We start from the raw sequence: 13,171 nt of genomic DNA, 5'->3' as shown, positions 1-13,171 counted from the left end.
AGTAACGATGGGCGCTTATCTTATCCGCCGGCTGCTGTTAGTGATCCCGACGCTGTGGGCCATCATTACCATTAACTTTTTTATCGTCCAGATCGCCCCCGGCGGTCCGGTGGACCAGGCAATTGCCGCAATAGAATTTGGTCACGCTGGCGGCATGCCGGGCGGCGGCGGTGAAGGAATGGGGGCCAGCCATGCCCGGACGGGCGTGGGCAACATCAGCGAAAGCCACTACCGGGGCGGTCGCGGACTGGATCCGGAGGTGATCGCCGAGATCACCCATCGCTATGGTTTTGACAAGCCGCTGCACGAGCGTTATTTCAGGATGCTCTGGAATTATGTCCGTTTCGATTTTGGCGACAGCCTGTTTCGCAGCGCCTCGGTGTTAACCCTGATCAAACAAAGCCTGCCGGTTTCCATCACGCTCGGACTGTGGGGGACGCTGATTATTTATCTGGTCTCCATTCCGTTGGGGATAAGGAAAGCGGTCTACAACGGTAGCCGTTTCGATATCTGGAGCAGCACGTTCATTATCATCGGCTATGCTATCCCGGCGTTTCTGTTTGCCGTGCTGCTGATTGTCTTTTTCGCCGGCGGCAGTTATTTCGACCTCTTCCCGCTGCGCGGGCTGGTCTCCGCGGATTTCAGCACCCTGCCGTGGTATCAGAAAATCACCGATTACTTCTGGCACATCACGCTTCCGGTGCTGGCGACGGTCATCGGCGGTTTTGCGGCGCTTACGATGCTGACCAAAAACGCCTTTCTTGATGAGATCCGCAAACAGTACGTCGTCACCGCGCGCGCCAAAGGCGTCGGTGAAAAGCAGATCATGTGGAAGCACGTTTTTCGTAACGCCATGCTGCTGGTGATTGCCGGTTTCCCCGCCACGTTCATCAGTATGTTTTTTACCGGCTCGCTGCTGATAGAGGTGATGTTCTCGCTCAACGGATTAGGGCTGCTGGGCTATGAGGCCACCGTCTCCCGTGATTATCCGGTGATGTTTGGCACACTCTACATTTTCACCCTGATCGGCCTGCTGCTGAACATCATCAGCGATATCAGCTATACGCTGGTCGATCCCCGTATCGATTTTGAGGGCCGCTGATGTCGCGTTTAAGCCCCGTCAATCAGGCCCGCTGGGCGCGTTTTCGCCACAACCGTCGCGGCTACTGGTCGCTGTGGATCTTCGCCGTCCTGTTCGCCTTAAGTATGTGTTCGGAACTGATTGCCAACGATAAACCCCTGCTGGTGCATTTCAAAGACCGCTGGTATGTGCCGGTGCTGACTACCTACAGCGAAAGCGATTTTGGCGGCCCGTTTGCGACGCCAGCCGAGTACCAGGATCCCTGGTTACGTGAACAGATCGCGCAGCACGGCTGGGCTATCTGGGCGCCGATTCGTTTTGGCGCGAACAGTATTAACTTCGCCACGTCCACCCCCTTCCCTTCGCCGCCTTCCGCGCAAAACTGGCTGGGAACGGACGCCAACGGCGGCGATGTGCTGGCGCGCATTCTCTATGGCACCCGCATCTCGCTCCTGTTTGGGCTGCTGCTGACGCTCTTTAGCAGCGTAATGGGCGTTGTGGCGGGCGCCGTGCAGGGCTATTACGGGGGTAAAATAGATTTATGGGGACAACGCGTGATTGAAGTCTGGTCCGGTATGCCGACGCTGTTTCTGATTATCCTGCTGTCCAGCGTGGTACAGCCTGGCTTCTGGTGGCTGCTCGGGATCACCGTCCTGTTCGGCTGGATGGCGCTGGTCGGCGTGGTGCGCGCGGAGTTTCTGCGCACGCGGAATTATGACTATATTCGCGCCGCGCAGGCGTTAGGCGTGAGCGATCGCGCAATCATCTTCCGCCACATGCTTCCCAATGCGGTGGTGGCGACCCTTACCTTCCTGCCGTTTATTTTGTGCAGCTCCATCACCACCCTGACGTCGCTTGATTTTCTTGGTTTCGGTTTGCCGCTGGGCTCACCCTCCCTTGGCGAACTGCTGTTGCAGGGCAAAAACAATCTCCAGGCCCCCTGGCTGGGCATCACCGCATTTCTCTCCGTGGCGGTGCTGCTTTCCCTGCTGATTTTTATTGGCGAAGCCGTGCGCGATGCCTTCGATCCCAACAAGGCGGTATGACATGACCCGGCCTCTTCTGAGCATAGAGAACCTGTCGATTGCGTTTTCAAAACAGGGCGAATCACGCACGGTGGTGACGGATTTATCGTTGCAGATCCAGCGCGGAGAGACGCTGGCGCTGGTCGGGGAATCCGGCTCCGGTAAGAGCGTTTCGGCGCTGTCGGTGCTGCGCCTGCTCCCTTCCCCGCCGGTCAGCTATCCGCAGGGGGATATTCTGTTCCATGGACAATCGCTGCTGAACGCTGACGAGCAAACCCTGCGCGGCATTCGTGGCAACAACATCGCCATGATTTTTCAGGAGCCGATGGTGTCGCTCAACCCACTGCATACCCTGGAAAAACAGCTCTATGAAGTGCTGTCCCTTCATCGGGGAATGCGTAAAGAGGCAGCGCGGGGTGAAATTCTGGACTGCCTTGAACGCACCGGTATCCGTAATGCGGCGAAACGGCTGAACGATTTCCCGCACCAGCTTTCCGGCGGCGAGCGCCAGCGCGTGATGATTGCAATGGCCCTGCTCACGCGCCCTGAACTGCTGATTGCCGATGAACCCACCACCGCGCTGGACGTCACGGTGCAGGCGCAAATTCTGCAACTGCTGCGCGAACTGCGCGACGAGCTGAACATGAGCCTGCTGTTTATTACGCACAACCTGAGCATCGTGAGAAAGCTTGCTGACACGGTGGCCGTGATGCAAAACGGCCGCTGCGTGGAACAGAACCGGGCATCCGCCCTGCTGAGCGCGCCTCAGCACCCGTATACACAGCGCCTGCTCGATAGCGAACCCGCTGGCGACCCGGTTCCGCTTAACGCTGACAGCGCGCCGTTGCTGAGGGTTGAGGGACTGTCGGTGTCATTCCCGATCCGCAAAGGCATTTTGCGTCGCGTGGTCGATCACAATCATGTTCTGAAAGAGATGAGCTTCGCTCTGCGTCCGGGCGAATCGCTTGGGCTTGTGGGCGAGTCCGGTTCAGGCAAAAGCACCACCGGCCTGGCGCTGCTACGCCTGATCGCCTCTCAGGGAAGCATTGTTTTTGACGGCATGCCGCTGCAAAACCTGAATCGCCGAATGATGCTTCCCGTGCGCCCGCGGATGCAGGTGGTATTTCAGGATCCAAACTCTTCGCTTAACCCGCGCCTGAGCGTTTTGCAGATTATTGAGGAGGGCCTGCGCGTCCACCAGCCGACAATGACGGCGCAACAGCGTGAAATCGACGTGATGCGGGTGATGGCGGAAGTGGGTTTAGATCCCGAGACCCGGCACCGGTATCCGGCTGAGTTTTCTGGCGGACAGCGCCAGCGTATAGCGATTGCCCGCGCGCTGATCCTCAAACCGGAGCTGATCGTGCTGGACGAGCCAACCTCTTCCCTGGACCGCACCGTGCAGGCGCAAATTCTGGCGCTGCTGAAGGGGCTACAGGAAAAGCATCGGCTGGCCTATATCTTTATCAGCCACGATTTACAGGTGGTGCGTGCGCTTTGCCATCAGGTAGTGGTATTGCGGCAGGGAGAAGTCGTTGAGCAGGGAGAGTGCCAGCGCGTATTCACCGCGCCGACGCAGGATTACACGCGCCAGCTATTGTCCGCTGACTAGCACTCAGAAAGGATATTGACCGGAGAACGGCTCGGCAATGGCCACGCCGAAGTTTTTCAGACGACAGGTGGCGGCAAACTCATCCTGGCTGTTAACAAACAGGCACGGCTCACCTTCGCATTCCAGCACGGAGCTGTCCACTTCGATGTCCGTCAGCGCCTGGCTGAGACGTTCCATGACCGGCCACGCATTTTCATCGCTCGGGCTGAGCAGCTTAAGCGCCACCAGACAATTATCCTCCCCGGTAACGCTTTGCGGAATCGGTTCAACTTTCGAACCTGCAAAACCCGTCGACCAGCGATAGCTCTGGGGCAAGCGATGGACAATGGAGAGTTGTAATGTATTCACGTTCAGATCCCCGGAAGCAAATTTACTTCACAATTTATTTACATTTATAGTAACACATCATCGCCAACCTGCACTGTTTAGCGGATTTTATAGGCGTTGCAGGCTCGCGTCGGCGCTATATGTACCCGTTTCTGCGATCTAACTCAACCTTTTTAAATACAATGATGTGACTTTTTACATAAATAGATTTTACATAAAAGAAACAAACACAGGGTAAACGAACGGAGGGTTGGTTGATATGGGTCAACAAAAAGGCCCGTCTCGGGCCTTAAGTGGTCATTTATGCGCCGTCTTTCGCGGCCGGCTGGCGTAAAGATAGAAGAGAATGGAGCAGGTCGCGCAGAGGGCAATCGCCCACAGCATCGGCCAGGCGGTATTGAACGTCGCCGTCGAGAGCAGCGCCCCGACTATCGCGCCAATCCCGAAACGGAACGTTCCTGCCAGCGACGAGGCGGTGCCCGCCATATGCGGAAATTCGTCGAGGATCACCGCCATTGCGTTGGATGAAACCATCGACACGCAGCCGACAAACGCCGCCACCCCCACCACCAGCGCCCAGAAACCGACGCCCAGCAACGCGCTCAATACCAGCCAGATAGCCATCACGAACTGGATCCACAGCCCGGCGCGGAACATATTCAGCGCCCCAACCCGCCGGACAAAGCGGCTGTTGATAATGGTCATCACAAACAGGAACACAATATTCAGCGCGAAATAGTAACCAAAATGCTGGGGCGACACATGGTTCAGTTCGATGTACACAAACGGCCCTGCGCTCAGGAACGAGAACATTCCGGCAAAGCTAAAGCCGCTGGCCAGCATATAGCTGAGCACACGCTTATGGCGAAACAGCGAGGCAAAGTTGCCTAGCGTGGTGCGAACGTGGAACTTCTGACGGCGCTCAACCGGCAGCGTTTCATCGATAAAGACGAAGATCATCACCGAGGCCAGCAGCGCGGCAATCGCCAGGATCCAGAAAATCGCATGCCAGCTGAACCACACCAGGACCGCCCCGCCCACCATGGGGGCGACCAGCGGCGCAATTGTCGTGACCAGCATGACGAACGACATCATGCGTGAGAACTCTTCCTTCGGGTAGACGTCGCGCATCAGCGCGTTAATCACCACGCTTGCCGCAGCCGCCGCCAGGCCATGGAAGAAACGCATCACAATCAGCTGATCGATACTCTGCGCCAGCGCGCAGGCCACCGCCGCCGCGGCAAATATCAATGTCCCGCCCAGAATAACCGGTTTACGCCCCAGGCTGTCGGCCATTGGGCCATAAAAGAGCTGACCGAGGGCAAAACCAAGAATGTAGGTGCTGAGCGTCATCTGCGCGCTGCCTGCCGGTACGCCAAACTGCGCGGAAATCACCGGCAGCGCGGGCAGATACATATCGATAGACAGCGGCATCAGCATGGCCAGCAGGCCAAGGATAAATACAATTTTAAACGACGAGTGTGGCCTGGTGGTCACAGGGTTCTCCTGAATTTAGCGTGAAGGCAGCCCAACGCTGGCGATCTCTTCTTCCGTCAGCGGGCGATATTCCCCTGGGGCCAGGTCTGGATCGAGTTCAATCGCGCCGATACGTTCACGATGCAGCCCCACAACGTGGTTGCCCACGGCGGCAAACATCCGCTTCACCTGATGGTAGCGGCCTTCACTGATGGTCAGACGGACGTCCGTGGGGGTGAGGATTTCCAGCACCGCCGGTTTGGTCAGATCCTTCTCATTATGCAGCTGAACGCCTTTCGCGAATTGCTCTGCCGTGTCATCCGAGACCGGAGACTCAAGCGTCACCCGATAGGTTTTCTCGCAGTGATGGCGCGGGGAGGTGATGCGGTGCGACCACTGGCCGTCATCGGTCATCAGCACCAGGCCGGTGGTATCGATATCCAGTCGCCCTGCCGCATGCAGCTTGTGCGCCACAGGTTCGTCGAGGAAGTAGAGCACCGTCGGGTGATCCGGATCGTCCGTTGAACAGACGTAACCTTCCGGTTTGTTGAGCATGAAGTAGCGCGGGCCATTCTGCTGGGTCAGTGGGTTGCCGTCATACTCCACCTGGTGCTCAGGCTGGAGTTTAAAAGCGCTGTCTTTCACAATGTCGCCGTCCACGGTTACGCGGCTGGCGCGAATTTCACGCCCGGCAATAGCGCGGCTTACGCCGAGTTGCTGAGCGATAAACTTATCAAGTCGCATGAAATCTTTTTAGCCTTAATGGTGCTGGAAGTCGGACTACGCGTCCGAAAAAGAAGCAGTCAGAAACAGTTCAGTATAATGGTCTGGTTGCGCCACTCAAGGGAAAAAGTTTCGTGGCATACTATATGCGAGTTAACTGAATAGAGAAGCCATGACGTTCACATTACGCCCCTATCAGCAGGAAGCCGTTGATGCCACCCTCGCCTGGTTTCGCAAGCATCGGGAGCCCGCCGCCATCGTACTCCCGACCGGAGCCGGTAAAAGCCTGGTGATTGCCGAACTGGCGCGCCTGGCCCGCGGACGCGTGCTGGTGCTGGCGCACGTCAAAGAGCTGGTGGCGCAAAACCACGCCAAATATTGCGCACTTGGCCTGGAGGCCGACATTTTTGCCGCCGGGCTGAAGCGCAAAGAGAGCCACGGAAAAGTGGTGTTTGGCAGCGTACAATCCGTTGCGCGCAACCTGGAACTGTTTCGCAGCGAGTTTTCCCTGCTGATTGTCGATGAATGTCACCGCATCAGCGATGACGACGACAGCCAGTATCAGCAAATCCTCACTCATCTGAGAGAGGTGAATCCTCACCTCCGTCTGCTTGGCCTTACCGCCACGCCGTTTCGTCTGGGCAAGGGCTGGATTTATCAGTTTCATTATCATGGCATGGTGCGTGGCGATGAAAAGGCCCTGTTCCGCGACTGTATCTATGAACTTCCGCTGCGCTACATGATCAAGCACGGCTACCTGACGCCGCCGGAGCGGCTGGATATGCCCGTCGTGCAGTACGATTTCAGCCGCTTACAGGCGCAGAGCAACGGGCTGTTCAGCGAGGCAGATCTTAACCATGAGCTGAAAAAACAGAAGCGGATCACGCCGCATATCATCAGCCAGATTGAAGAGTTTGCGCAAACGCGCAAAGGGGTGATGATTTTTGCTGCCACTGTCGAACACGCGCGCGAAATTACGGGGCTGCTGCCCGCCGACGACGCGGCGTTAATTACCGGTGAAACCCCCGGCCCGGAGCGCGACAGCCTGATTGAGGACTTCAAAGCTCAGCGGTTCCGCTATCTGGTGAATGTCTCCGTACTAACCACCGGCTTTGACGCCCCGCACGTCGACCTGATTGCGATTCTTCGCCCGACGGAATCCGTCAGCCTGTATCAGCAGATTGTTGGCCGCGGGCTGCGTCTGGCGCCGGGCAAAACCGACTGTCTGATCCTTGATTACGCCGGTAACCCGCACGATCTCTATTCGCCGGAAGTCGGCACGCCAAAAGGCAAGAGCGACAACGTGCCCGTTCAGGTTTTTTGCCCTGCCTGCGGGTTTGCCAACACCTTCTGGGGGAAAACCACCGCCGACGGCACGCTGATCGAACATTTTGGCCGCCGCTGTCAGGGCTGGTTTGAAGACGATGAAGGCCATCGCGAACAGTGTGATTTCCGCTTCCGCTTCAAAAACTGCCCGCAGTGCAACGCCGAAAACGATATTGCCGCCCGCCGCTGCCGGGAGTGCGACACGGTCCTGGTCGACCCGGACGACATGCTGAAAGCGGCGCTGAAGCTGAAAGATGCGCTGGTGCTGCGCTGTTCCGGCATGGCCTTACAACCCGGCGCGGATGAAAAAGGCGAGTGGCTAAAAATTACCTATTACGACGAGGATGGCGCAGACGTCAGCGAGCGGTTCCGGGTCCAGACGCCCGCCCAGCGCACAGCGTTCGAGCAGCTCTTTATCCGCCCGCATACCCGCACGCCTGGCGTGCCGCTGCGCTGGATAACCGTGGCCGATATCGTGCGCCAGCAGGCGTTGCTACGGCATCCTGATTTTGTTGTCGCCCGTAAAAAAGGGCAGTTCTGGCAGGTGCGTGAGAAGGTCTTTGACTATGAAGGACGCTTTCGCCGGGCAAACGAATTGCGCGGTTAACGGGACTTTTCGTTGATGCGCGAGCCATTTGAGTATAAAATGCCGCCCGCTTCACATCCGTGAGGCAGAACACTCACCTGCTGCTGGGTCGCCTGTAGTAGGGTTTTAAATACAGAGAGAAATCAATGTTCACTATCGAAGCAGAAGTACGTAACGTGCAGGGTAAGGGTGCGAGCCGCCGCCTGCGTACCGCAAACAAGTTCCCGGCTATCGTTTACGGTGGCGAAGCTGCTCCAGTTGCTATTGAACTGGATCACGACAAAGTATGGAACATGCAGACCAAAGCTGAGTTCTACAGCGAAGTTCTGACCATCGTTGTTGGCGGTAAAGAAGAAAAAGTGAAAGTTCAGGCTGTTCAGCGTCACGCGTTCAAGCCAAAACTGACTCACATCGACTTCGTTCGCGCGTAATCGCAAACCTGTCGAGAAAAACCCCGCGTTTGCGGGGTTTTTTTATGGCTGTTACTTACCGCCTGAGGTGCGACGCTGGAGCTGGTCGCGCAGATTCGGCGGCGTGCCTTTAATGGTCAGCGTGTCGGTGGCCGGGTCCCAGAAGATACGTTCCCCGAGCAGCATGGCATCAAAGTTAATGGTTAACCCACCGCCGCTACCGGCAAATTTCGTCAGCTGACGCAGCGTACTGCGATCCGCCGGGAAGCTCTCTTCCAGCTCATAGCCTTTTTCCGCAGTAAATTCCTGGAAGCTGACTTCGCTGACGCCTGCCAGCTCTTTGGACAGCGACTCCAGCTCAATCTCTTCCCCGGCCTGTAACTGCTCGTTGCAGTAGCTGTAAACCTGCTGACGCACGTTTTGACGCTCAGATTTATCAAGCTGCGCCTCAGCCGTAAAGTCATCCACCGCCTGGAGGAGACCTTTGTTCTGCGCTTTGGCATTCAGCCCTTCGCTGGCGCCGAGGAAATCCATAAAGAAATCCGCCACTTTGCGGCCCACCCGGCCTTTAAGGAAGGTCAGGTAGCGCGTTGATTCCGGGTTGGTTTCCCATTCGGTTAAATCGATACGCGCCACAATATCCGCATGGTTGATATCCAGGTAGTGCGTTGAGCTGATATCCAGCTGCTCGTTCACGCGCATGCTGCTTAAGTTATTCAGCACGGTGACCAGCAGATACTCTACCGCCAGATAGCGGTAGTGGCAGAACAGGACGATACCGCCATCGGCGAAGGGATATTTCGCCAGTTCGTCACGCAGACGGCCTGTAGCAGCGCGGCTGAATGCCAGGAAATCCTCTTCGCCCTGACGTTGCAGGCGCAGGCTATCCGCCAGTTCGCTCTCTTCGCTGAACAAGCCATAGGCTTTATTTTTCGCGCTGTAGACGCGATGCAACTCCGCCATCATCTCGACAACGGTAGGCGTTGGTTCCAGTAACGAATCGCGCAGCACCACTTCAAGGGTTTGCTCATCACGCTTGATAAGCTGGTGCAAGGCAATCTGGTTGATTTCCAGACTCATGATAAACTCTCCTTTTAGACCGGGCGGTATTCAACCACCACCAACGCATGTGTGCAACAGAAGATAAAAAAGGGGAAAAAAAGCTGTTGCTACGGTAATATGTCGCCCTTCTCTCAACAAACTGATTTTGATTTATGCCACAACATTCCCGCTACAGTGACGAACACGTTGAACAACTGCTCAGTGAGCTGGTCAACGTACTGGAAAAACATAAAACGCCAACCGATCTCTCCCTGATGGTTTTGGGAAATATGGTTACCAACCTGATCAATACCAGCGTTGCTCCGGCTCAGCGTCAGGCGATCGCCAAATCTTTCGCCCAGGCTTTGCAGTCCTCCGTTAGCGACGACCAGGCACACTAAGGGAAACGAACAACAGTTTATGGTGACGAATCGTCAGCGCTACCGTGAAAAAGTCTCCCAGATGGTCAGCTGGGGGCACTGGTTTGCCCTGTTCAACATTCTGTTGGCGATGGTGCTCGGCTGCCGTTATCTGTTTGTGGCGGACTGGCCAACCACGTTAACCGGGCGCATCTACTCATGGATGAGCCTTGTTGGTCACTTTAGCTTTCTGGTCTTCGCCACCTATCTGCTGATCCTGTTCCCACTGACGTTTATCGTCATGTCGCAGCGGCTGATGCGCTTCCTGTCCGCCATTCTTGCGACGGCGGGCATGACGCTGTTGCTGATCGACAGCGAAGTCTTTACCCGGTTCCACCTGCACCTGAATCCTGTCGTCTGGGAGCTGGTGATTAACCCGGATCAGAACGAGACCGCGCGCGACTGGCAGCTGATGTTTATCAGCGTGCCGATAATCCTGCTGATCGAAATGCTGTTCGCCACGTGGAGCTGGCAAAAGCTCCGCAGTCTGACCCGACGCCGCCATTATGCGAAGCCCGTCGCGGCGCTCTTTTTCGCCTCATTTATCGGTTCGCACCTGATGTATATCTGGGCAGATGCGAACTTCTATCGCCCGATTACCATGCAGCGCGCGAACCTGCCGCTCTCCTATCCGATGACGGCGCGTCGTTTCCTCGAAAAACACGGCCTGCTGGACGCGCAGGAGTATCAGCGTCGTCTGGTCGAACAGGGTAATCCGGAAGCGGTCAGCGTGCAGTATCCCCTGAGCGATTTGAAATATCGCGACATGGGGCGCGGTCAGAACGTGCTGCTGATTACCGTCGATGGCCTGAACTATTCCCGCTATGAGAAGCAGATGCCAGCGCTGGCTGAATTCGCTGAAAACAACATCGTATTCACTCAGCATATGAGCTCCGGTAATTCGACCGACGCGGGTATTTTCGGCCTGTTCTACGGCATTTCACCGAGCTATATGGACGGCGTGCTGTCGGCCCGTATTCCGGCGGCATTGATTACCGGGCTTAATCAGCAGGGCTACCAGCTGGGGCTGTTCGCCTCTGATGGTTTCAACAGCTCGCTGTACCGCCAGGCGCTGCTGTCTGATTTCTCACTGCCCGCCGCGCAGAGCCAGTCTGACGATCGGACCGCTGACCAGTGGATAGACTGGCTGAAGCGCTATGCGCAGGAAGATAACCGCTGGTTCTCCTGGGTTGCGTTTAACGGCACAACGCTTGATGACAGCAATCAGAAAGGCTTCGCGCGCCGCTATAGCCGTGCGGCGGGTGATGTCGATGCGCAGATCGGTCGCGTGCTGACCGCACTGCGCGACGCGGGTAAGCTGGACAATACGGTCGTGATTATCACGGCGGGGCATGGCGTGCCGCTCGGCGACGAGGCGAAGGGCATGGACTGGTCGCGTCCGAACCTGCATGTTCCCCTGGTGATCCACTGGCCGGGCACTCCCGCGCAGCGCATCAACATGCTCACCGACCATAAGGACGTCATGACCACGTTAATGCAGCGGCTGCTGCACGTCAGCACACCGGCCATTGAGTACTCGCAGGGACAAGACCTCTTTAGCGCCACGCGGCGTCATAACTGGGTCACGGCTGCTGGCGGAAACACGCTGGTGGTGACCACGCCGACGTTGTCCCTGGTGCTGAACAGCAACGGCAATTACCAGACGTATAACCTCGAAGGCGAGAAGCTGAAAGACCAGAAACCGCAGCTCAGTTTGCTGTTGCAGGTGCTGACAGACGAGAAGCGCTTTATCGCTAACTGATTATTTATGAATCAGTTAGCGTTGCTTGCCCCTTGCATTCAAAAAGGAATCGAGTAGTATTCCTTTTATGCGTCGGCACGTAGCGCAGCCTGGTAGCGCACCGTCATGGGGTGTCGGGGGTCGGAGGTTCAAATCCTCTCGTGCCGACCAAAACTACACAAAAAAACCAGCCGCTTATGGCTGGTTTTTTATTGCCTGTAACCGCATGCAGAAGAGTCAGTGCTTTTCACGCCCACCGAGAAAGAAAATCCCCAGCGGAATCGCCAGCAGCACGGTGAACACCAGGCTGTAAACAAAGATCATCGCCGATTGCAGGACAAACATGCTGGTTGTCCAGGCAGAGAGCGGGATGTTGTACTGCTCAATCACACCGACAATGGTTGCTCGCCCCACGCATGCAGCAGCAATCATAAACACAACCAGTAACGCCAGCAGGAACTTGCGGCCTTCAGGTGTCTTCAGTTTTTCCCGTACCATCTCCCCTCCCTTTACAGATGAATAACAATAATTAACGCGTAAAATAACACGATTGCCGCACCGACTCCAACACAGCATTAAACACCAATAAATGAACACAAAAGCAGTGCATTACTCCGTTTAAAATGAAAATGTGAGTAAATTACGCCAACCATTCACGTACATTATGTTAGTCTTTCCAGGATCGTTTTAACAAAAAGGAATGACAGTGAAAAACGCACCTAAATTTGCCATCGCCCTCATCGCCGCTGCGTGCGCCAGCAGCAGTGCTTTCGCCAGCGAAACCCAGAAAGAGCAGCCGCTGGAAAAAGTTGCTCCGTATCCGCAAGCGGACAAAGGGATGAAGCGCCAGGTTATTCAGCTCCCGGCTCAGCAGGATGAAGCAAATTTCAAAGTTGAGCTGTTAATCGGCCAGACGCTGGAAGTGGACTGCAACCAGCATCGTCTGGGCGGCCAGCTGGAAAGCAAAACGCTGGAAGGCTGGGGCTATGACTACTATGTCTTCGACAAAGTAACCTCGCCAGTCTCCACCATGATGGCGTGCCCGGACGGCAAGAAAGAGAAGAAATTTATTACCGCGTATCTGGGTGATAACAGTCTGCTGCGCTATAACAGCAAGCTGCCGATCGTCGTATACACGCCGGAAAACGTGGAGGTGAAATATCGCGTATGGAAGGCGGATGAGACGGTAGGACAAGCGGTAGTTCGTTAAAAATAAGTCGGGTGGCGCTCACGCTTACCCGACCTGGAAAGGGTGCGTTCTGGTGCCCTCACCCCAACCCTCTCCCACCGGGGAGAGGGTTCCCCAGTAATTTGAAAGCAAAAGCGATAACGTTGCCTCAGAATAACTGAGGGCTTTCAGCGATGCCTCGGTCCGGCTGTAAATCGCTGAGGCGTTTCCTGTAG

At 56.1% G+C, this 13,171-nt stretch carries 13 protein-coding genes and 1 tRNA gene; 9 read left to right on the top strand and 5 right to left on the bottom strand.

All coding sequences use genetic code 11. The features are described 5' to 3' along the window. Positions 1-7 precede the first annotated feature (7 nt). The 3 genes from ACOTW6_RS13885 to yejF are packed head-to-tail and all read left to right on the top strand — an operon-like array spanning position 8 to position 3,718. Complete coding sequence (locus tag ACOTW6_RS13885) at positions 8-1,102, top strand: microcin C ABC transporter permease YejB (RefSeq protein ID WP_047732602.1); 1,095 nt, start codon at positions 8-10, stop codon at positions 1,100-1,102. Continuing rightward, positions 1,102-2,127 (top strand): microcin C ABC transporter permease, encoded by a 1,026-nt coding sequence (locus tag ACOTW6_RS13880; RefSeq protein WP_023324979.1) that lies wholly within the window; start codon positions 1,102-1,104, stop codon positions 2,125-2,127. The genes ACOTW6_RS13885 and ACOTW6_RS13880 overlap by 1 nt, the downstream gene beginning before the upstream one ends. Position 2,128: 1 nt before the next feature. Then, on the top strand, positions 2,129-3,718 hold the full coding sequence (yejF, locus tag ACOTW6_RS13875) for a microcin C ABC transporter ATP-binding protein YejF (RefSeq protein ID WP_121478761.1): 1,590 nt from the start codon (positions 2,129-2,131) through the stop codon (positions 3,716-3,718). Between the two features lie 3 nt (positions 3,719-3,721). Here the strand turns inward: yejF and ACOTW6_RS13870 are convergent, their stop codons facing one another. From ACOTW6_RS13870 to rsuA, 3 genes are all read right to left on the bottom strand, one after another. Then, positions 3,722-4,066 carry a YejG family protein gene (locus ACOTW6_RS13870; RefSeq protein WP_017383399.1) on the bottom strand — a complete coding sequence of 115 codons (345 nt, stop codon included), beginning with the start codon at positions 4,064-4,066 and terminating at the stop codon, positions 3,722-3,724. Between the two features lie 276 nt (positions 4,067-4,342). Next, a complete protein-coding gene (locus ACOTW6_RS13865) occupies positions 4,343-5,542 on the bottom strand; it encodes a Bcr/CflA family multidrug efflux MFS transporter (protein WP_003859373.1) in 1,200 nt (399 codons plus the stop codon). Positions 5,543-5,557: 15 nt separating this feature from the next. Next, positions 5,558-6,265, bottom strand: a complete 708-nt coding sequence (gene rsuA / locus ACOTW6_RS13860; protein ID WP_045341042.1) for a 16S rRNA pseudouridine(516) synthase RsuA — start codon at positions 6,263-6,265, stop codon at positions 5,558-5,560. Between the two features lie 151 nt (positions 6,266-6,416). Between rsuA and ACOTW6_RS13855 the strand changes: the two genes are divergently transcribed. Together ACOTW6_RS13855 and rplY are read left to right on the top strand one after the other, a co-directional pair. Continuing rightward, positions 6,417-8,177, top strand: a complete 1,761-nt coding sequence (locus ACOTW6_RS13855) for a DEAD/DEAH box helicase (RefSeq protein ID WP_213789131.1) — start codon at positions 6,417-6,419, stop codon at positions 8,175-8,177. A gap of 125 nt (positions 8,178-8,302) precedes the next feature. Beyond that, positions 8,303-8,587 (top strand): 50S ribosomal protein L25, encoded by a 285-nt coding sequence (gene rplY, locus ACOTW6_RS13850; RefSeq protein WP_003859376.1) that lies wholly within the window; start codon positions 8,303-8,305, stop codon positions 8,585-8,587. Between the two features lie 51 nt (positions 8,588-8,638). Here the strand turns inward: rplY and yejK are convergent, their stop codons facing one another. Further along, positions 8,639-9,646, bottom strand: coding sequence for a nucleoid-associated protein YejK (gene yejK, locus ACOTW6_RS13845; protein ID WP_017383403.1), 1,008 nt, complete (start codon positions 9,644-9,646; stop codon positions 8,639-8,641). 134 nt (positions 9,647-9,780) lie between these two features. Between yejK and ACOTW6_RS13840 the strand changes: the two genes are divergently transcribed. From ACOTW6_RS13840 to ACOTW6_RS13830, 3 genes are all read left to right on the top strand, one after another. Further along, entirely contained in the window at positions 9,781-10,008 is a 228-nt protein-coding gene (locus ACOTW6_RS13840; RefSeq protein WP_001135586.1) for a YejL family protein, read from the top strand. A 19-nt stretch (positions 10,009-10,027) separates the two neighbouring features. Continuing rightward, positions 10,028-11,788 carry an LPS biosynthesis-modulating metalloenzyme YejM gene (gene yejM, locus ACOTW6_RS13835; protein WP_047719280.1) on the top strand — a complete coding sequence of 587 codons (1,761 nt, stop codon included), beginning with the start codon at positions 10,028-10,030 and terminating at the stop codon, positions 11,786-11,788. A 73-nt stretch (positions 11,789-11,861) separates the two neighbouring features. Continuing rightward, a tRNA-Pro gene (locus ACOTW6_RS13830) sits at positions 11,862-11,938 on the top strand. A 66-nt stretch (positions 11,939-12,004) separates the two neighbouring features. On the opposite strand, the gene ACOTW6_RS13825 is transcribed toward ACOTW6_RS13830, so the two are convergent. Continuing rightward, positions 12,005-12,265: a DUF2534 family protein gene (locus ACOTW6_RS13825; RefSeq protein WP_006811332.1), complete on the bottom strand. Its 261-nt coding sequence runs from the start codon at positions 12,263-12,265 to the stop codon at positions 12,005-12,007. Positions 12,266-12,467: 202 nt separating this feature from the next. Between ACOTW6_RS13825 and eco the strand changes: the two genes are divergently transcribed. Then, positions 12,468-12,977 carry a serine protease inhibitor ecotin gene (gene eco / locus ACOTW6_RS13820; protein ID WP_063863634.1) on the top strand — a complete coding sequence of 170 codons (510 nt, stop codon included), beginning with the start codon at positions 12,468-12,470 and terminating at the stop codon, positions 12,975-12,977. The last annotated feature ends 194 nt before the right edge of the window (positions 12,978-13,171 follow it).

The sequence above is a fragment of the Enterobacter cloacae complex sp. IR5403 genome, assembly GCF_049238705.1.
In the GTDB taxonomy this organism is placed as follows: domain Bacteria; phylum Pseudomonadota; class Gammaproteobacteria; order Enterobacterales; family Enterobacteriaceae; genus Enterobacter; species Enterobacter hormaechei_C.
This window is presented reverse-complemented; position numbering and strand designations above follow the sequence as displayed.